Source organism: Amycolatopsis lurida, from assembly GCF_900105055.1.
GTDB lineage: Bacteria > Actinomycetota > Actinomycetes > Mycobacteriales > Pseudonocardiaceae > Amycolatopsis > Amycolatopsis lurida.
The window spans coordinates 5,203,481-5,222,134 of sequence record NZ_FNTA01000004.1; the positions used below are offsets into that span (position 1 = coordinate 5,203,481).

An 18,654-nucleotide genomic window follows, 5' to 3' on the forward strand; every position below is an offset into this window, starting at 1 on the left:
CGTCCTAAGCTGGACTAAGGGAAAAACCGCCGGAAACGGCCTAACCGAGCGAGGGGAGCAGGGTCCATGGGACTAGCGAGCGCGCTGCTTTCGTTCGCGCACAGCCTGTTCGGACCAGGGATCTGGCCTGGGGACTGGGTGTGGGCGACGAGCACCGCGGGAGCGCTGGTCGCGCTGCTGCCCGCACTGGGAGCGATGGTCGTCGCGATCATCCGCAAAGGCACCGGCAACCGCTACGACGTGGTGACCCTGTCCATCTTCGGCGGGATCGGCGTCGTCGCCGTCTTCCTGCTGCCGTGGCTGCTGGCCACCGGGGTTTCGCAGACGTACCAGGAGGCCGCGTCCAAATCGGGCGGTAAGTCCGGCTTCTCCAGCAGTGACCTGGCGACCTTCAATGCCGACTACAGCCCGCTGATCGGGAAGCAGAGCGAGTACCTCGGCCGCGGCCAGAACGTGTACGAGGTCCTGTTCTACCCGAACGGGATGCAGCTCAGTTACATCTTCTACCTGATCCTGCTGGTCGGGCTGCCGGCGCTGTCGCTGCTGTTCGTGATGCTGCAGGCGCGCACCGCGTTCCGTCGCGGCCCGAAGTGGCCTTCGCGGTTCTTCTGGATCCCGTTCGTGCTGATGGTGCTGGCGAGCGTCGGCATGGGCGCGAACACGGCCGTGCACTTCTGGCTCGGTTTCCTCCCGTTCAGCGTGCTGGGCTTGATCCCGGTCGCGCTCGTCGGCCCGCCGCCGTGGTCGGTGATCAACCGGCCCGACCCGCAGCCCCGGCAGAAGATCGAGCCGTACCGCCCGGAGCCGCCCGCCCCGAAACCGCAGCCGCAGCTGCCGCCCCCGCCCGCCAAGCAGTACCCGGCGACCGCGCTGGCACAGGCGCCCGAACCTCCCGCGCTGGCCGCCGTTCCGGGTCCGGTCCCGGCGCCGCCGGGATCCCGCAACTCCGGTGGCAGCCGCTACAAGCGGGTCCGCCGGCTCGGCCACGGTGGCTTCGGCACCGTGTGGGAAGCGGTCGACACCCAGCTCAACCGCACGGTCGCGCTGAAGATCGCGCACGCGCCGGACCGGGACACCGAAGAGCGCATGCAGCGTGAGGCCAGGGCGCTGGCCGTGGTGAACCACCCCAACTGCGTGAAGGTGTACGACCTCGTCGAGGAACCCGACGGGCTCGCGCTGGTCATGGAGTACCTCGAAGGGCGCTCGCTGGCCGAGATCGTCGACTCGCAGGGCCCGCTCGACGACATCGCCGCCGGACGGCTCTGGTCGACCATGGCCGGCGCGCTCGCCGCGGCGCACGAGAAGGGCGTGCTGCACCGGGACCTCAAGCCGTCGAACATCATCCTCGACCGCAACGGGCTCGCCCACCTCATCGACTTCGGCATCGCCCGCAGCCAGGGCGATTCGAAGATGACCGCGACCGGGATGATGATCGGCACGCCGGACTTCGTCGCTCCCGAGCAGGCGATGGGCTCACCGGCCAGCCCGGCTTCGGACGCTTGGCAGCTCGCCGCGACGGTCAGCTACGCGCTCTCGGGCCAGCCTCCGCGCGGCACCCGGGAGACCCCGATGGCCGCGCTGATGGCCGCCGCCCGCGCCGAACCGGTGTCGAAGCTGCCGAACCGCAGCGCGCACGCCCGGATCCTCATCGCGTCGCTCGACCAGGAGCCCCGCCGCCGTCCGACGCTCACCGCCGTGCGGCGTGACGTCGAAGGCTGGCTCGCTCGCGCGGGCAAGTCGCCGGACGGCCCGGTGACGCAGATCGTGCCGCGCCGCCCTCCGCAGCAGCAGCCGCAGCCTCACCAACAGCCCCAGAAGCAGGCCCAGCCCCAGCGTCACCCACGCTGACCTGCGAAAGAGAGCAAGGGACCTTTGCTCCCGTTAGTTAGCGTGCTAACGAACGCGAGCAAAGGTCCCTTGCTCTCCCTCAGTCGATGATGACCCAGGTCCCGCCCCGCCAGCCCATGGTGAAGATCTTCGGGTCCCCGTCCATGATCGTCGCCTTCGGCGCGATCGCGTTGGGCGGGATGGTCACCTGGTCGGGCCCCTTGCTCTTCACCTTCGCGCGGTCGACCCGGGTGGCCTTCAGGTTCTTCAAATCCGCGGGTGTGAACATCTCGAACAGCATCGGCGTGAGGCTGCGGCATTCCTTCATCCCGCCGTCGTAGGCGGGCGCCGAAATCCGGCACACGGTATCCAGGTCCTTGGCGCCCAGCGCGTGATGGAACTCCTCCATCACGCTCGCGGCGCCGTCCGGTGTGTGCGCCACCGCTCCGCCGGTGGCGGGTTTGGTGACCGTCGCGGCGGTCGCCGAAGGGGCTGTAGCGCTGGCGCTCGTAGTCGACGTAGGCGCGCTCGAGCTGCTGCTCGGCGCTTCGGAAGTGCTCGGAACGGCCGAAGTCTGCGGCGCCGCTGTCCCCGGCGTCTGCTCCTCACACCCCGCGATCAAGAACAACGCCGCGGCCGCGCAGGCCGCTCCGAGCGGTCGGATCGTCATGATGCCCCCTGTCGAACTGCTGTTGACCAGGGAAGAGTAACAACTCGGAGGCAAGTGTCACATCCGAATCCGGAAAATCAGGAGTCTCCGGTGATCAGGGCCAGCATCGAAACGGACAAGATGAGCTGAGCGGAGACGCAGGTCCGCGGCATCGCTTCCTTCTTCTTGCCCACGAAGTCGACCTGCACGACCTGGCCGTTGCTCAGCTGGACACTCAGGGTGCAGGCCTCCGCGGTCTGCTCGAACCTGGCCTTCAAGGTGCCGAACTGTCCGCTCCGGACTTCCGCGCCCGCTTTCGGCGGCACGGCTTCGAGACCGCCTGTGCCGTTCGTGTACATGCCGACAGCCCTCGCGTACGGGACTTCGTGAGTGCAGGTCGGTCCCAGCGGTCCTTCGCCCTTTTGAGCGCCTTCGCGGCCCGCGTTGACTCCGGCGTAATTCGCGTGAGTGAACTTGACGACTTCGCAGATGTCCGCGTTCTTCAGCGCTTCGGCCGGAGGCTCCTGAACGGTGCTCGGCGCCGGTGTGCCGCCGGCGAGCGGGACGAACTTCTTCAGCACCACTTCGGCGACCTTCTTCGCCAGCTCGCAGTGTTCCGCACGAGCGCCGCCTTCGTCATTGTCGACGTCGTAGGCGTCGACGGCGATCGAGGCGTAGGCGCGGACGTCCATGTTGACCGAACAGAACGTCGCAGGTTCCGGGTCGAAGGCGTAGGTCCGGCCCTTGATCCCGGCGATCTCCACCGGCTCCATCACCGGGGAGTCCTGGGTGATCCAGCTGTACGGACTGTAGGCGTGCACCTGCGCGCCCTTGTTGTTCGGGAACACGAACTGGCAACCGCTGAGCGTGCCCTTGGTGCTGACCAGGCCGAGCGGTTGCAGATCGGGTTTGATCGACTCCAGCCAATCACAGCCTTCCTCGCCCTGTTCGACAGGCAGGGCCAGCGGCTGGTCGAGCACCTGATCACTGAAACCCGACCCGTCGGCGGGCGGGGTGTAGCGCGGAAACTTCGTATCGCTCGCACCCGGTGCCGAGCCCTCGCGGAAAGCCTTCCCGTCGATGGCGCCGGAACACCCGGTGAGCAGCAGGGCAACGGCCACGAAAACCGGCCAACGAGACATGACGACCCCCAGAAATCCTCAATTCGGACGGGAGTCTAAGTCGCTTCCGGGCGCCTCGCTGGATCTTCGCTCAACCGGGCGAGGTCACTTCCAGGACGGAAGCCACAACTCGGCGTTCCAGTGATCGTTGGTGATCGCGTTGCCGTTGAGAATCGGCCACAACCAGGCGAAATTGGCCACGACGAGACCCACGTAGAGCGCGACGACGAGCATGCCGGTGCCCCGTCGTTCGAAACCGCGTTTCGCGCTGCCGAGGATCTGCCCGAGGACCAGCGTCAACCCGAGTACCAGGAACGGCGCCAGCGGCGTCGCGTAGAAGTAGTACATCTGGCGGTCGAGGTTGGTGAACCACGGCAGGAACCCGGCGAGGTAACCGACGAGCACGGCTGCGTAGCGCCAGTCCGCTCGGAAGACCGACCGCCACACGCTCCAGCCGAGCATCGGCAGGGCCAGCCACCACATGGCGGGCGTGCCGATCAGCATCGTCGCCCGCACGCAGGTCGACTCGCCGCAGCCGGTCGCGTCGGTACCGCCCGCGTACGCGTAGAGCATCGGCCGCAGGCCCATCGGCCAGGTCCACGGCTTCGACTCCCATGGGTGCGGTTTGTCCTTGGGCGTCACCAGGTTCGCGTGGAAGTCGAGGACGTTCATCGTGTAGTCGCCGAGCGACCGCAACGCAGGCGGCATCCAGGCCCAGAAACCGGGATCGATGTCCTTGATGGCCACGTAGTTGCGGTCGGTCGCGGTCTCGCTCGCGAACCAGGCCCAGTAGCAGGCGAGGTACACCAGGATCGGGATGACGACGATCGCCCACAGCGCGGGCAGCACGTCGCGGCGCAGCGTGCCGACCCAAGGCCGCTGCACCCCGGCCGCCCTGCGCGCGGCGACGTCGAAGAAAACGGTGAGCAGGCCGAACGCGGCGATGTAGTAGAGCGCCGACCACTTGACGCCGAAGGTCAGCCCGATCATCAGGCCGCCGGCGAACCGCCACCACCGGAAACCCAGCTTCGGTCCGAACCGCGACTCGTCGATCCAGCCTTCGCGGACGGCCACGGCGAGCCGCTGCCGCACCTGGTCCCGGTCGCAAAGCACGCAGGCGAACGCGGCGAGGACGAACAACGCGATGAAGATGTCGAGCATCCCCATGCGGGACTGCAGGTGCAGGACGCCGTCACTGATCACCAGGATCCCCGCGACCGCGCCGAGCAGGGTCGAGCGGGTGAGGCGCCGGGCGATCCGGATCGTGAGGAACACGATCAGCGTGCCCGCCAGCGCGGGCATGATCCGCCAGCCCCAGGCGTTGTAGCCGAACAGCCATTCGCCGATCGCGATGAGATGCTTCGCCAGCGGCGGGTGGACGATCAGCTCGTAGCCGTAGTTGTCCTCGTAACCGCCGTTGCGCAGCATCTGCCACGCCTGGGGGACGTAGTGCTTCTCGTCGAAGACGGGTGTGCCCTTGTCCGTGGGCGTTCCCAGGTTCTGGATCCGGACGATGCCGCCGATGAGCGTCAGCACCAGCGTGACGATCCAGCCGCGCAGGCGATCGGTCGGCATGCCGCGGCCGAGGAGGGTGGCCTCCCGGTCACTCGGTGGCCTGAGCGCGTCGACCGGATCCGGCCGCACGCTCTCGTTGTCCCGGGTCAGCAGTGCGGTCACGGGGCATGATCCTACGGGCGGAAGAGTGAACTCGGTGTCCGGATCTGCGAACCGGTTAACCTTCGGGAATGACCGAAGGACGCCTCGTGCTGGCAGCCACCCCGCTCGGAGACGTCCGTGACGCTTCGCCGCGCCTGTCCGAAGCCCTCGCGACGGCAGACGTGATCGCCGCCGAAGACACCCGGCGCCTGCGCTCCCTCACCACGGCTCTCGACGTCTCGCCGGTCGGGCGCGTCGTCAGCTTCTACGAGGACGTCGAGACGGCTCGTCTGCCGAAACTGCTCGAATCGCTCCAGTCGGGCGAAACGGTCGTCCTGGTGACCGACGCCGGCATGCCGAGTGTTTCGGATCCCGGATTCCGCCTGGTGGCGGCCTGTGTCGAGGCGGACGTGCCGGTGACCTGCCTGCCCGGCCCGTCGGCGGTGACCACGGCACTGGCGCTGTCCGGCCTGCCTTGTGACCGTTTCTGTTTCGAAGGTTTCGCCCCGCGCAAGCCCGGCGAACGCGCGAAATGGCTCGGTTCGCTGAAGGACGAACCCCGTACGGCCGTGTTCTTCGAATCTCCGCACCGCCTCGCGAGCACGCTCGCCGATGCCGCCGAAGTCCTGGGGCCCGACCGTCGCGCCGCCGTCTGCCGTGAACTGACCAAAACCTACGAAGAGGTCAAACGGGGCACTCTGCCGGAGTTGGCGGGCTGGGCCGCCGACGGGGTCAAGGGCGAGATCACCGTCGTTCTGTCGGGTGCGCCGCCGCGTTCGGTGAGCGTCGAGGACCTGGTCTCGGAAGTCTCGTCGCGGGTCGCGGCCGGTGAACGCCTCAAGTCCGCCGCCGCCGAGGTCGCCGAAGCGACCGGTGTGTCGAAGAAGGAGCTTTACGACGCAGTGCTCGCGTCTCGTAAGAGCTAGGACAGCAAGGCCGTCACGGCCGCGTGCGCCTTCCCGGCATCGGGCTCCGCGCCGGTGATGACGTCCGTATAGATGAAGGACTCGCCGATCCGCACGAGCAGGTAGGCGAGGTCCTCGACCGGCAGTGGCGGGGAGAGCCGACCCGCCATGACCTCCTCGTCGAGGAACTCGCGCATTTTCGCGATCGCGCGACTCTGCACCACGCTGGCCTTCGTCGTCAGGATCCGCAGCGCCCGCTCGGGCTCGGTGCGCAGGAACTCCCGGAACGGTTTCGAGCCGTTCACGGTCCGGACGAAGGTGCCGACGAGGTCCGCGATCCCTTCCGCGCCGCGGCCGAGCTTGCCGGAAACCCGCGCTTCGAAGACCTCGACGGTCATCGACCACAGGATCTCGCCGAGCAGCTGATCCCGGCCGCCGACCCACCGGTGCAAGGTCGCCCGGCTGATCCCCAGCTCACCGGCGAGTTCGCCCATGTCCACCCGGCGCCCTTCCAGAAACCGGGCGCGCGCGATCGTGAACGCGCGCAGGGCGTCCGGGCGCGGCGAGGTCAGCTGGCGTTCGAGTGCGGTTTCGATGGGTGAAACATATCACGCCATGTCTCAGGGATGAGACATATGCAAGAATGTCTCATCTCGACGAGGAGGATGCGGATGCGCGCAGTACAGGTGACCGAATTCGGCGGACCCGAGGTGCTCAACCTCGTCGATCTCCCCGATCCCGTCCCGGGCCCAGGTCAGCAGCTGGTCGAGGTCGACCGGATCGGCGTCAACTACGCCGACACCCACCAGGCCGAGAACTCGTACCTCGCCCCGAGCAAGCTCCCGCTCGTCCCCGGCGGCGAGATCGTCGGCCGCACCGCGGACGGCAAGCGAGTCGTCGCGCTGCTCAATGGTGGCGGTGGTTACGCCGAGCGTGCGGTCGCCGACGAGGTCACCAGCTTCGGCGTGCCGGACGGCGTCGACGACCTGACCGCGCTCTCCTTCATCGTCCAGGGCACCACCGCCTCGCTCCTGCTGCGCAAGAGCGCCCACCTCGAACCCGGCGAATCCGTCGTCGTGCACGCGGCCGCGGGCGGGGTCGGCTCCATCGCGGTACAGCTCGCGAAAGCCTGGGGAGCGGGCCGGGTCATCGCGACCGCCAGCAGCGACGAGAAGCGTGCCCTCGCCCTCGAACTCGGCGCCGACGTCGCCATCGATTCGCGCGCCGAGAACATGACGGACGCCCTTCGCGAGGCGAACGGCGGCAAACGCGTCGACATCGTGCTCGACATGACCGGTGGCACGGTCACTGACCAGAGCATCGCCGCCCTCGCGCCGTTCGGCCGTCTCGCGTTCTACGGGATGGCCAGCCGCGAGAACCCGAAGCCGATCGAAGCCCGCAACCTGCTCGGGCACAGCACCACCGTTGCCGGGATGTGGCTGCCACACGCATTCAAGCTCCCCGGAAACGTCTTCGGGCGCGCGCTCGACGAGCTTTTCGAGCTGGCTCTCGCCGGCCGGGTCCGCGCCATCGCCGGCGGCGAGTACGCGCTGTCCGACGCGCGCGCCGCGCACGAGGCCCTGCGCTCGCGCGGCACGATGGGCAAGCTTCTGCTCGACCCCGCCAAGTAGTACCGAGTAGTCAGCCGAGCAGGCGCTCCAGCGGAGCGGACTTGTGCAGGCATTCCTGCCATTCCGCGTCGCTGTCGGAGTCGGCGGTGATCCCGCCGCCGACACCCAGCTCGATCGTGTCTTCGTGGATTTCGAAGGTTCTGATCGCGACGTTCAGTTCCAGCCCGGCGATCGGCGAAGCGAGCCCGATCGCGCCGGTGTAGACGCCACGCGCGGCCGGTTCCAGTTCGGCGATCAGATCCAGCGCGCGGATCTTCGGCGCGCCTGTGACCGAGCCCGGCGGGAAGGTGGCCGCCAGCAGGGCCGCGTCGTCGAGCCCATCGGCGAGCGATCCCTCCACAGTGGACTCCAGATGCCAGACGCCCGGTGCTGGCCTGACCGCGAGAAGTTCGGGCACCCGTACGGTGCCGGTGGCGCACACCCGCCCGAGATCGTTCCGGACGAGATCGGTGATCATCACGTTCTCGGCGACGTCCTTGGTGGATTCCCGCAGTCGCTGCGCAAGATGCGTGTCAGCGGCGTTCCGCCGCGGCAGCGTGCCCTTGATCGGTGTCGACCGGACTTGCCGCCCATGCCTGGCAAGGAAAAGCTCGGGGGAGAACGACACGATCGATCCCCAGTCGCCGCTGAGGAACGCTGCCCGGCGTGCTCCCAGGCGACGCGCGCCCTCGGCGAACAACGCGATCGGGTCGCCGGCGAACTTTCCGCTGAAGCGAGCGCAGATGTTCGCCTGGAACAGCTCGCCGGCCTCGATGGCGTGCACACACGCTTTGACCGCGTCGTGGTGCTCCGATGGAAGCGGGCGCGACAACGGGCCGGAACTCCAAGTCGTCGCTTCGGGAACCTCGGCGAGCGCGGATTCCACCGCGGCCAGTTCGCCGACCGGATCCGGGGCACCGTCGGGAACCAGGGCTTCGAACCACCACGAGCCGTCGGTGTCCAGCCGGAGAACCCGATCGACCCAGCCCCACGCGGCCGGAGGAAGCGCGCCGGACCGGCCAGAGGGATCGGTCAGGTCATAGCCCAGGTAACCGAACCAGCCGCCGCCGACCGCGCCGGGGATCGCGTCACGAACGTCAGGCAGCCGAGTGGGGATCGCGAACGCTTCCGCCACGTTCCGGACAGGAGCCAGGGAAGCGTTGAGCGCGATGACCACGCGCGAAGAGAACCACTCTCCGCACAGTGCGGCGGGCGGTGCGAGTCCGAGTTTTTCGGCGCGTACCCCGAGGACCGCCAGCGCCCGTTCGGGCCCGACGTCCGTCCGCAGCCTCCGGCACATCAACCGCACGCGACATTGTCACCGTCCGGGCGGCCGGAAACGCAACCCGCGCCGGGCGGAAAGTGAGATCCGCGACGACGCGGTGACGTCTTGCACACCCGTCGTCACGCAGTGGGCACTACAGAAGCACATCCGTGAGCTTGAACGGGTAGACCACGGCGTCCTGCGCGATCGGCCCGTCCACCCCGGGCAACCCGGTACCGAAACCGTGCTGATGCAGGCCCAATCGCGAGTGGAACCATCCCGGCCGTCCCGGGATTTCGTTGTGCCTGACCAGCCACAAGATCACTTCGCTGTCCGCCCACTTGTCCGGGTGCAAGCGGTTCGTCCAGCAGTCGAGCCCCGCGTACACCAGCACGCGTTCGACGCGCGCCGCGTTCCGGACGTGCTTGATCCACGCCTTGATGAAACGGTCGTCGACGCTCGGTGCCTCCACTTCCAGCGCGGGCGCGAGAGAACCGGGCGCGAAGGCGCCGAGCACGCTCGCCGTCCGCACGAAATGGTCGGCCTGGTCGTGGACGGCGCCGGGACGGGCGTAGTGCCGTGCGCCGGTGTGGATGCCCGCGTGCTGCGCGCCGGTCAGATTGCGTTCCGCCGCGGCGTCCCGCCAGTTGGTGTTTTCGGTGATGGTGACCGAAGCGAACCGGATGTCGGCACCACGCACCGCCGCCCAGTCCGTCACCGTCTCTCGGTGGGACAGGGTGACGCCGTGCTCACCTTCCGGATCGATCGAACTCACCTGCCTCGAATTTCGCCCCAGAACGACCGAAAGGTCACCCTACGTCCGCGGAGCGGCCGCAAGGTGACCTTTCGGTTCAGCGTGTCTCAGGCGTTTTCGCGTTGGAACGTCCGCGAGCCCCACCAGATGGCCAGAACGGCCATGACCAGCACCACGGCACTCCCGGTGAACAGGGCGTCCATCGAGAAGTCGCCGCGGAAACTGTTCCGCTCGACATCCACCACGTGCCGGAACGGATTGATACGGGAAATCGTGTACAGCCACTCCGGCGCCGAGCCCGCGGTGATCGGGATCAGGATTCCGGAGAGCAGCAACAGCGGCATGAGAACCGCGTTGAGCAAAGCCGGGAAGGAATCTTCGCTCTTGAGGGTCAACGCCAGCGCGTACGAACACGACGCCAACGTGATGGACAGAAGAAAGACGATCACCAGGCTGAGCACGACACCACCGAACGGCGCGTTCAGGTCGAAGACCAGATACGCCAGCGCGATGATGAGCAAGGCCTGGACGACGGTCTGCAGCGCGTTGGCGAGCACCTTGCCCAGTAACAACGCCACCCGGCTCACCGGTGTGACCCGCATCCGCTCCACCACGCCCGAGTGGTATTCCGCGAGGAGCCCGAACCCGACGAAAGAGGCGCCGAACAGCGCGAGCTGCGCGATGATCGCCGGGGTGAAGATCATCCAGCCGTCCACATCGGACAGCCCTTGCGCGTTGAGCGATTTCACCAGAAGCGGCCCGAAGAAGAACAAGTAGAGCAGCGGCTGCATGATGCCGATGGCCAGCCACGTCGGGTTGCGCAACGCCGTGAGCATGTCGCGGCGGAAGATCAACCAAGTGTCATGCAACACGCGTGGCCTCCTTCTCCGTGTCGGCGCCGACCGACTCGCTCGCTTCGGCGTCGCGCAGGCTCCTGCCCGTCAAGGTCAGGAAGACGTCGTCGAGTGTCGGCCGGTGCACCTGCATGGACGCCGTCGCGATGCCACGGGCGTCCAGCGCCCGGAGCAGTTCGGGCATCGCGGTGTCACCGCGCGGCACCCGGAACCGCACGGCGCCGTCGGTGACGGTCAGCTCGTGTGCCCCTTCGAGACGGCCCGCGACCTCCGCGGTCTCATCCGCCGATTCCGGTGAGACCCCGATGACGACACTGTCCCCGGACACCCTCGCCTTCAACGAGTCCGGTGTTCCTTCGGCGACGATCCGCCCGTCGTCGATGACGATCAACCGGTCCGACAGCGCGTCGGCCTCGTCGAGGTAGTGCGTGGTCAGGAGGACCGTGACACCCTGCTCGTCGCGCAGCCGCCGGATGTGGTCCCAGAGGTTCGCCCGGCTCTGCGGGTCGAGTCCCGTCGACGGTTCGTCGAGGAAGACGAGGCCGGGTGAGTGGATCAGCCCGAGTGCGATGTCGAGCCGGCGGCGCTGCCCGCCCGACAAGGTCGCGGTCGTGCGCTGGTCGAGCCCGGCCAGGTCCAGCTGTTCGGCGAGGACGGCTCCGCGCGCGAGCGCGTCCGCCTTGCTCATCCGGTACAGCCTGCCCTGGAACTCGATCTCCTCGATGACCTTGCTCGCTGGCGCGGTGCCGCCGCCCTGGGCGACATAGCCGATTCGCCGACGCACCCCCAGCGGGTCGGCGAGCAGGTCGCAGCCGCCGACCGTCGCCTCGCCGGCGGTGGGCTTGAGCAGCGTCGTCAGCATGCGCAGGGTCGTCGTCTTCCCCGCGCCGTTCGGTCCGAGGAAGCCGACCAGTTCCCCGGCCGACACGTCGAGATCGACGCCTTTGACGGCGTGGACCTCACCCCCATTGCGGCCCTTGCGGCGGAAGCGCCGCTCAAGGCCGCGTGCCTTGATCATGTCTACTCCTTTCGGTGCCCAGCTAGTCAAGTTTGACTAGTGGCAGGACGCACTGTGCCTCAGGAGTCGTTCCGTAGTCAAATTTGATTACTTGGGTGGCGCGCCGAACACGGCTTCGTCGCCGCCTTCGCCCGCCATCACGTACTCGCCGGCTTCGAGCCGTCCGATCAAATCCCGCATCCAGGTCACGTTCGCATCCGCGTGCGCGCTCCACAGGCGGTACAGCTCGCTCACGTGCGGCGGTTTCCCCAGGTCGACGGCGTGTTCACGGGCGTAATGAGTCGATTGGGCGTGCGCTTCCATGTTCGCCAGCTGCTGTTTCAGCAGGGCCAGTACCTGTGCGCGGGGCAGGGTCGGCATGAATATGACCGCCGCCGACAGCGCATACCCGGTCGTGTCGTCGCTCGACAACGCCCTGCCGAGTTGCACGAGGAACTCGGTCTCCCCGTCCTCGGTCAGCCTGTAGGCGACCCGGTCGGGCCCGCTTCCTGTCTCGGCGTCCTCGACCTGTTCCAGCAGGCCTTCGGTGGTCATCTTCTTCAGCGCGTGATAAATCGAACCCGGCTGGACATTGCCCCACTTGTCGGCCGCCCACGAGAGAAGCTCGCGCCGGACCTGGTAGCCGTGTGCCTTCCCGTACATGCGCACGACACCCAGCACCAGCAGACGCGTGGCGGACACCGAGGCCTCCGATCCTCTCCCGGACAACAATGCCTTGGACGACGTCCGTAGGCTAAACAAGCATGAGCACCCCAGTGTTGACTGCGGTGGCCTGGCCCTACGCCAACGGCCCCCGCCACATCGGCCACGTGTCCGGATTCGGCGTCCCGTCCGACGTCTTCTCCCGCTACCAGCGAATGGCCGGCAACCGGGTGCTCATGGTGTCCGGTACCGACGAACACGGCACCCCGATCACCGTCCAGGCCGACAAAGAAGGCATGACCTCCCAGCAGACGGCCGACAAGTACACCCGCCAGATCGGCCAGGACCTGCAGGGGCTCGGCCTCACCTACGACCTGTTCACCCGCACCACCACGGGCAACCACGCCGAGGTCACACAGCAGATCTTCCTCGCGCTGCACCGCAACGGCTATGTCGTCCCCAAGACGACCCGGGGCGCGATCAGCCCTTCGACCGGCCGCACCTTGCCCGACCGGTACATCGAAGGCACCTGCCCGATCTGCGGCTACGACGGTGCCCGCGGCGACCAGTGCGACAACTGCGGCAACCAGCTCGACGCCGCCGAACTGATCAACCCGAAGTCCCGGATCAACGGCGAAACGCCGAAGTTCGTCGAGACCGAGCACTACTTCCTCGATTTGACGGCGTTCGTCGAAACACTGGGCAAATGGCTGTCCAGCAAGACCGACTGGCGTCCGAACGTTCTCAACTTCACGAAGAACCTGATCGACGACATGCGGCCGCGGCCGATCACCCGCGATCTCGACTGGGGCGTGAAGATCCCGCTGGACGGCTGGCGCGACCAGCCGCTCAAGCGCTTCTACGTCTGGTTCGACGCGGTCATCGGCTACTTCTCGGCGAGCGTCGAGTGGGCGCGCCGGTCCGGTAACCCGGACGCCTGGCAGGAGTGGTGGAACAACCCGGACGCCCGCTCCTACTACTTCATGGGCAAGGACAACATCACCTTCCATGCCCAGATCTGGCCCGCTCTGCTCTTCGGCCACAACGGCGAGGGTGATCGAGGCGGCGTGGCAGGCAAGTACGGCAAGCTGCACCTGCCCGACGAGATCGTTTCCAGCGAGTTCCTCACCATGAGCGGCTCGAAGTTCTCGACCTCGCGCGGCACGGTCATCTACGTCCACGACTTCCTGCGCGACTTCGGCCCGGACACGCTGCGGTACTTCATCTCGGTCGCGGGCCCCGAGACCCAGGACACCGACTTCACCTGGGACGAATTCGTCCGCCGGACCAACTTCGAGCTGGCCAACGAATGGGGCAACCTCGTCAACCGGTCCATCTCCATGGCCCACAAGAACGTCGGCGCGATTCCGCGTCCCGACGCGCCCACGGCCGCCGATGAGGAGCTCAAGGAGCTCTCTCGCAAGGCATTCGACACCGCCGGCGCCCACTTGCAGCGGTCCCGGTTCAAGGCCGCGGCGAGCGAGGCCATGCGCGTCGTCACCGCCGCGAACCGGTACCTGTCGGACCAGGAGCCCTGGAAGCTCAAGGACGACCCTGCCCGGCGTGACAGCGTTCTGCACACCGCTCTGCAGGTCGTCTCGGACGCCAACACCTTGCTGACCCCCTTCCTGCCCCACTCGGCGCAGAAGGTGCACGAGGCGCTCGGCGGCACCGGCGTCTGGGCGGCGCAGCCCGAACTGCAGGAAGTCGAGGACCTCGACATCCCCGGCCGGATCAACCCCATCATCACCGGGGACTACAAGGCCGAGCAGGCACGCTGGAAGTCCGTGCCGATCGAGGTCGGCAAGCCGCTGGAGAAGCCGACCCCGTTGTTCGCCAAGCTGGACCCGGAACTCGGCGAGACCGGTCCCGAATGGGCGCCGATCTCGAAGTGATCAGCTGATGGGTGCGGAGAAGAAGGAACTGCCGCCGATCCCGGACAGGTTGCCGGTATCGGTGGTGGACGCGCATACCCACCTCGACGCGTGCGGCGCGGTCACCGCGGCTGATGTGTCAGCCATGGTCGACCGCGCCGAACGCGCCGGTGTTTCGAGGGTGATCACCGTCGCGGACGATCTCGCGTCCGCTCGCTGGGCCGCGCAAGCGTCCACTTGGGACCCGCGGGTCTGGGCCGCCGTCGCGATCCATCCCACGCGCACCAAGGATTTCGGTGAGCCCGAGAAGTCCGAAGTGGAGAGTCTCGCCAGAGAGTCCAGAGTGGTCGCCGTCGGCGAGACCGGCCTCGACTATTACTGGGACTACTCGCCCCACGACGCTCAGCAGGACGCTTTCCGCTGGCATATCGATCTCGCCAAGCGGATCGGCAAACCGCTGATGATCCACGATCGGGACGCCCACGACGACGTCCTCCGAATCCTCGAGGAAGAGGGAGCGCCCGAACAGGTCGTCTTCCACTGTTTCTCCGGAGACGAGCACATCGCGCGCCGGTGCGTCGACGCGGGATACGTGCTTTCGTTCGCGGGCACGGTCAGCTTCCGCAACGCCCGCGGGCTCCACGAGGCGGCACGGATCGTTCCGGCGGACCAGTACCTCGTCGAAACGGACGCTCCGTTCCTGACCCCGCATCCGTTCCGTGGGCGCCCGAACGAGCCCTACTGTGCCGCCTACACGGTTCGGCACCTCGCCTCGCTCAGGGGTGAGGCGGTGCACGAGGTGGCCGAATCGGTGCGAACGACCGCTGAGCGGGTCTTCGGATTGCCGACAGTCACCACCGGTTGAACGGATTGCGACATTAGTGATCAGCAATGGTCCACTCTGATGAGTGACCAACGTCACGACACTCCGGGCGGTGTTTGCGCAACCCGGCGAGGTTCGTTACTGTCCCGTGATCGTGCCGGTCGGGACCCGCTCATGCGGTTTCCGGCTGTTACGCCCACAGTCACGTCAGTGCACGTCGGGGAAGCGGAACCAGGAGAGGTACGGCCTGGAACCGTGACGATGGCGCTGGCTGCGGGTGTCGGACTTCTAGAGGTGTGCCGAAGCGCGCATCGAGACGAAGGACGTAGTGGAGTGGTTGTCGAGCTCCTCGACGTCTTGGGAAAGGGAACGACCCAGTGACTGGTAGCAGTAGGCAGGATGGCTCGCGCCTCGGCGCAGAGACGAACACCTTCGCTTCCGCCGGTTCGGTTGCCGTGCTCGACCGCGACACTCAGTACGGCGAGCTGGACTACTCCGACGATCCGCGCATCACGCACCAGGACGTCCTGGCGGCGCTCGGCCCCGACGCCGACATGCTGATGGCCGAGATCGACGTCGATGTCGACGAGCTGATCCGCCTCATCAGCGCCGAGACCACCATGCTCCCGCCGATCATCATCCCGGACGAGCTGGCCGAGGACCGCACTGCGGGCGCGCCGATGAAGGCCGCGACCAAGGACGAGGTCATCGCGAACTCGACCCGGGTCTGGAAGAAGCGTTTCCTCAAGGGAACCGTCATGGCGGTGCTGCTCACCCTCGGTGGTGGCGGCGCGGCCGCGATGGCGATGAACAAGAGCGTCACCCTCGACGTCGACGGCAAGCAGCAGACCGTCCACAGCTTCGGCGACACCGTCGGTGAGGTCCTCGAAGACGCCGGCCTCTCCGTCGGCGCCCACGACTCGCTCTCGCCCTCGCCTCAGGCCGAGGTGGGTGACGGCGGCGTCATCAAGCTGGAGCGCGGCCGCAAGCTGAACCTGATCGTCGACGGCGCGCCGCAGCAGGAGTCCTGGGTCCGCGCGACCAACCTCGGCGAAGCGCTGAACCAGCTCGGTCGCGCCGACCTCGCCAAGGCCGGCACCTGGACCTCGCTCCCGCAGAACGGCGAGCTGCCGCTCGAAGGCGCCACCGTCGAGGTCAAGACCCTCAAGAACGTCACGGTCTACGACGGCGCGAACGAACCGCGCAAGGTCCAGACCAACTCCGTCACCACCAAGGAATTCCTCGGTGAGCTCCGGATGACCCTCGGCCCGGACGACGAGGCCGTCGGCGGTCTCGACGTCAAGCTGGTCGACGGCGCCGAGGTCCACATCAGCCGGACCGGCGTCACCATGGTCAAGCAGAACGAGGAAATCGCGCCGCCCGAGCAGAAGGTCGACGATCCGAACCTCGAAAAGGGCAAGACCAAGGTCGAGGACCCGGGCACGCCGGGCCAGAAGACCGTGACCTACAAGGTCACCAAGCGCAACGGCAAAGAGGTCGGCCGCGAGAAGGTCTCGGAAGAGGTCATCACCGAGGCCAAGCCCAAGATCGTCAAGGTCGGTACTAAGAAGCCCGCCGACCCGGTCATCGGGGACGCCGGCGCCTGGGACCGCATCGCGCAGTGCGAGTCGACCGGGAACTGGTCCGCCAACACCGGCAACGGCTACTACGGTGGCCTGCAGTTCAACAAGAGCACCTGGGATGCCTACGGTGGCGACGAGTACGCCGCGTACCCGCACCAGGCCAGCAAGGCCCAGCAGATCGCTGTCGCCGAGAAGGTCCGCGAGGACCGTGGTGGCTACGGCGCTTGGCCGCACTGTGGCAAGAAGGCCTGACGCAGATCATCCTCTTTCCTGAAGGTCACTCTGTGGGTTCGCTCGCAAGGTGGCCTTCAGGCCGTTAGGGGCTTCGGAGGCTGAGCCGGGTTCCCGGCTCTCGGTCTCGAGAGTCTCGCCCACCAGCGCGCAGGCCGTAAGTGAGCCACGTTCCTGGCCGGGTCTTGAACGCCACCGCTACGGGATGGGCCTTGGCGGCCCTGAGGCGGCGCCTGGGCGGGCTTGGGACGGTTTGCGGGCTCCTCGGCGGGCTCGGCTGCCTGAGGCTGCTCGGCGACCTGCTCCGAGCTCTTCCGGGGCATGGGGATGTCCGGGCCGGTTTCCGCGAGCTCGACGATCTCCGAGAACGCGTCCCCGCGCCTTTCGGCCGGCGAACGGTCGTCGGCTCCTCCATCGGGAGCCGGATAGGCCCGCGGCACCAGGAGCGCGTTCAGGCGGGCGCCCGTCTCGGCATCGAGGTCGCCGCGCATGTCCCAGCGGCCGGTTCGTTTCTGGCGCAACCAGAACTCGCTCCGCCGCCGTTGCGGGGCGGGGTCGTCTTTGGGTTTTCCATCAGGGTCCAGTTGTGCGAGCAGCTCTGTGCCCGCCACCGTGACGTCACGCGGTCTCGCGACGCAGGCGAGCTCGACCAAGCCCTTCTCGGCCTCGAGGCGCGCGCTCGCCGTGACGTGCTCGGGCAGCCTCTTCATGACCGTGACGATCCGATCGATACTGGCCTCGGCCAGCGCGCCGGTGGCGGCCGCGGTACCGGTCAGGGGCGCGACGGGGGCGATCGACGTGCCGTCGCGCGCCCGTCTCGAATTGAGCGCCAGCGCTCTGCCGGTCACTCTCTGAGCCTCTGCTCGAGGTACCCGGGCCACATGCTCGTAGAAGACGGCGATCGAGTTGTGTCCGTAGAGATCGCGGACACCACGTGACTCGATCTCGGCCAGGATCTGGCCGACTTCGGCGACAAGACGTCGCCCTTCGCGTAGCCGCGTCTGCAACTCCTCGAGAAGCAGTTCGGCGTCACCTTCCGGCAGATTGAGCGGGAAGGCCTTGGGAATGTTTGTGCTGGTCATCCTTCGATTGTCGAGGCAGATTCGAACGAATGCACGGTATCGATCGGGTGGATGATCATCACGCTCCGGCGGCGCCGACCTGCGCCGATCACCCTTGAGTGGGATGCGTGTCGCTGGGGAAAAGCCATCCGGATGGTGGGGTCGGATCAGGCCGGCCCCATGTCTGAGCGATGCCTCCGGTCCCACTCCTCACGGAGCACCCCGTAGACGACGGCGTCATGGACGCCGCCGGACCAGCGCCGGGCGCTCCGGAACCGGCCTTCTTCGACGAACCCGAGCCGCCGCCCGACGGCGATCATCCCCGGGTTCCCCGAGAACGTGGCGAAGTCCAGGCGGAGCGCGTCGGTGCGGGAGAACAAATAGGTCGTCCACATGCGCAAGGCCTCGGTGCCGAATCCACCGCCCCAATACCGTTCGTCGTAGATGACCAGCCCCATCCGCCGCCAGTCGGTCTCCCTGCTTTCCCAATACCAGCTGACCCGGCCGATCAGCCTTCCGTCGCTTAGATCGCACACGGCGAGGCTGGTGCGAGGATCGGGCGGTTCGGCTTTGATCGTGGTGAGTTCGCGCGCTGTGGATTCGGCGGCGGCCGTGCTCGGGGTGCCGAAGTAGGGGCCGTTCGTTTCGTGCCAAGGCCGCGCGGGATCGAGTAGGTCACGGAGCGGCCCGAGGTCGGACGGGCGCCAATCGCGCAGCCGGACTTTGTCTCCATCGAGTACGACGTCGTCCACCGGCCAATCGTGGCTTACCGGACATGGTTA

Annotated in this window: 18 protein-coding genes; 7 read left to right on the forward strand and 11 right to left on the reverse strand. The window is 67.4% G+C overall.

Annotated elements, in window-relative coordinates:
* The first annotated feature begins 66 nt into the window (after positions 1-66).
* The gene (locus BLW75_RS30090; protein ID WP_034305663.1) at positions 67-1,848 is read left to right on the forward strand and encodes a serine/threonine-protein kinase; all 1,782 of its coding nucleotides are present in this window, start codon (positions 67-69) and stop codon (positions 1,846-1,848) included.
* Between the two features lie 79 nt (positions 1,849-1,927).
* Here the strand turns inward: BLW75_RS30090 and BLW75_RS30095 are convergent, their stop codons facing one another.
* Complete coding sequence (locus BLW75_RS30095; protein ID WP_241783245.1) at positions 1,928-2,269, reverse strand: hypothetical protein; 342 nt, start codon at positions 2,267-2,269, stop codon at positions 1,928-1,930.
* 10 nt (positions 2,270-2,279) lie between these two features.
* On the opposite strand from BLW75_RS30095, the gene BLW75_RS30100 reads away from it, so the two are divergent.
* Positions 2,280-2,537 carry a hypothetical protein gene (locus BLW75_RS30100; protein ID WP_034305976.1) on the forward strand — a complete coding sequence of 86 codons (258 nt, stop codon included), beginning with the start codon at positions 2,280-2,282 and terminating at the stop codon, positions 2,535-2,537.
* Positions 2,538-2,574: 37 nt separating this feature from the next.
* Here the strand turns inward: BLW75_RS30100 and BLW75_RS30105 are convergent, their stop codons facing one another.
* Both BLW75_RS30105 and BLW75_RS30110 read right to left on the reverse strand, forming a co-directional pair.
* Complete coding sequence (locus BLW75_RS30105) at positions 2,575-3,618, reverse strand: DUF3558 domain-containing protein (RefSeq protein ID WP_034305658.1); 1,044 nt, start codon at positions 3,616-3,618, stop codon at positions 2,575-2,577.
* Between the two features lie 84 nt (positions 3,619-3,702).
* Entirely contained in the window at positions 3,703-5,274 is a 1,572-nt protein-coding gene (locus BLW75_RS30110) for a dolichyl-phosphate-mannose--protein mannosyltransferase (protein WP_034305655.1), read from the reverse strand.
* 68 nt (positions 5,275-5,342) lie between these two features.
* Between BLW75_RS30110 and rsmI the strand changes: the two genes are divergently transcribed.
* Entirely contained in the window at positions 5,343-6,179 is an 837-nt protein-coding gene (gene rsmI / locus BLW75_RS30115) for a 16S rRNA (cytidine(1402)-2'-O)-methyltransferase (protein ID WP_034305653.1), read from the forward strand.
* Here rsmI and BLW75_RS30120 read toward each other — a convergent pair.
* Entirely contained in the window at positions 6,176-6,652 is a 477-nt protein-coding gene (locus BLW75_RS30120; RefSeq protein ID WP_244175789.1) for a QsdR family transcriptional regulator, read from the reverse strand. The genes rsmI and BLW75_RS30120 overlap by 4 nt on opposite strands.
* Positions 6,653-6,829: 177 nt before the next feature.
* On the opposite strand from BLW75_RS30120, the gene BLW75_RS30125 reads away from it, so the two are divergent.
* Positions 6,830-7,789, forward strand: coding sequence for a quinone oxidoreductase family protein (locus tag BLW75_RS30125; RefSeq protein WP_034305972.1), 960 nt, complete (start codon positions 6,830-6,832; stop codon positions 7,787-7,789).
* A gap of 10 nt (positions 7,790-7,799) precedes the next feature.
* Here BLW75_RS30125 and BLW75_RS30130 read toward each other — a convergent pair whose 3' ends face one another.
* The 5 genes from BLW75_RS30130 to BLW75_RS30150 form a co-directional block, all read right to left on the reverse strand.
* A complete protein-coding gene (locus tag BLW75_RS30130) occupies positions 7,800-9,077 on the reverse strand; it encodes an aminodeoxychorismate synthase component I (protein WP_034305648.1) in 1,278 nt (425 codons plus the stop codon).
* A gap of 109 nt (positions 9,078-9,186) precedes the next feature.
* Positions 9,187-9,807 (reverse strand): glycoside hydrolase family 25 protein, encoded by a 621-nt coding sequence (locus BLW75_RS30135; RefSeq protein ID WP_091598614.1) that lies wholly within the window; start codon positions 9,805-9,807, stop codon positions 9,187-9,189.
* 86 nt (positions 9,808-9,893) lie between these two features.
* Positions 9,894-10,658, reverse strand: a complete 765-nt coding sequence (locus tag BLW75_RS30140) for an ABC transporter permease (RefSeq protein WP_034305645.1) — start codon at positions 10,656-10,658, stop codon at positions 9,894-9,896.
* Complete coding sequence (locus tag BLW75_RS30145; RefSeq protein ID WP_034305643.1) at positions 10,648-11,658, reverse strand: ATP-binding cassette domain-containing protein; 1,011 nt, start codon at positions 11,656-11,658, stop codon at positions 10,648-10,650. Before BLW75_RS30145 ends, BLW75_RS30140 begins: the two co-directional genes overlap by 11 nt.
* 87 nt (positions 11,659-11,745) lie before the next feature.
* The gene (locus BLW75_RS30150; RefSeq protein WP_034305640.1) at positions 11,746-12,339 is read right to left on the reverse strand and encodes a PadR family transcriptional regulator; all 594 of its coding nucleotides are present in this window, start codon (positions 12,337-12,339) and stop codon (positions 11,746-11,748) included.
* A 62-nt stretch (positions 12,340-12,401) separates the two neighbouring features.
* Between BLW75_RS30150 and metG the strand changes: the two genes are divergently transcribed.
* The 3 genes from metG (at position 12,402) to BLW75_RS30165 (ending at position 16,832) form a co-directional block, all read left to right on the forward strand.
* Positions 12,402-14,195, forward strand: a complete 1,794-nt coding sequence (gene metG, locus BLW75_RS30155; protein ID WP_167373537.1) for a methionine--tRNA ligase — start codon at positions 12,402-12,404, stop codon at positions 14,193-14,195.
* Positions 14,196-14,202: 7 nt separating this feature from the next.
* Entirely contained in the window at positions 14,203-15,039 is an 837-nt protein-coding gene (locus BLW75_RS30160; RefSeq protein WP_034305634.1) for a TatD family hydrolase, read from the forward strand.
* 413 nt (positions 15,040-15,452) lie between these two features.
* On the forward strand, positions 15,453-16,832 hold the full coding sequence (locus BLW75_RS30165; RefSeq protein ID WP_034305632.1) for a resuscitation-promoting factor: 1,380 nt from the start codon (positions 15,453-15,455) through the stop codon (positions 16,830-16,832).
* 56 nt (positions 16,833-16,888) lie between these two features.
* On the opposite strand, the gene BLW75_RS30170 is transcribed toward BLW75_RS30165, so the two are convergent.
* Both BLW75_RS30170 and BLW75_RS30175 read right to left on the reverse strand, forming a co-directional pair.
* Positions 16,889-17,893 (reverse strand): DUF222 domain-containing protein, encoded by a 1,005-nt coding sequence (locus BLW75_RS30170; RefSeq protein WP_091598617.1) that lies wholly within the window; start codon positions 17,891-17,893, stop codon positions 16,889-16,891.
* A gap of 146 nt (positions 17,894-18,039) precedes the next feature.
* The gene (locus BLW75_RS30175; RefSeq protein ID WP_091598620.1) at positions 18,040-18,624 is read right to left on the reverse strand and encodes a GNAT family N-acetyltransferase; all 585 of its coding nucleotides are present in this window, start codon (positions 18,622-18,624) and stop codon (positions 18,040-18,042) included.
* Positions 18,625-18,654 lie beyond the last annotated feature (30 nt).

Excerpts from the sequence above, each read along its gene's own strand:
- BLW75_RS30145 (WP_034305643.1), bottom strand. The coding sequence starts at position 11,658 with ATGATCAAGGCACGCGGCCTTGAGCGGCGCTTCCGCCGCAAGGGCCGC.
- BLW75_RS30160 (WP_034305634.1), top strand. The coding sequence starts at position 14,203 with ATGGGTGCGGAGAAGAAGGAACTGCCGCCGATCCCGGACAGGTTGCCG.
- BLW75_RS30090 (WP_034305663.1), top strand. The coding sequence starts at position 67 with ATGGGACTAGCGAGCGCGCTGCTTTCGTTCGCGCACAGCCTGTTCGGA.
- BLW75_RS30105 (WP_034305658.1), bottom strand. The coding sequence starts at position 3,618 with ATGTCTCGTTGGCCGGTTTTCGTGGCCGTTGCCCTGCTGCTCACCGGG.
- rsmI (WP_034305653.1), top strand. The coding sequence starts at position 5,343 with ATGACCGAAGGACGCCTCGTGCTGGCAGCCACCCCGCTCGGAGACGTC.
- BLW75_RS30170 (WP_091598617.1), bottom strand. The coding sequence starts at position 17,893 with ATGACCAGCACAAACATTCCCAAGGCCTTCCCGCTCAATCTGCCGGAA.
- BLW75_RS30120 (WP_244175789.1), bottom strand. The coding sequence starts at position 6,652 with ATGGGCGAACTCGCCGGTGAGCTGGGGATCAGCCGGGCGACCTTGCAC.
- metG (WP_167373537.1), top strand. The coding sequence starts at position 12,402 with ATGAGCACCCCAGTGTTGACTGCGGTGGCCTGGCCCTACGCCAACGGC.
- BLW75_RS30125 (WP_034305972.1), top strand. The coding sequence starts at position 6,830 with ATGCGCGCAGTACAGGTGACCGAATTCGGCGGACCCGAGGTGCTCAAC.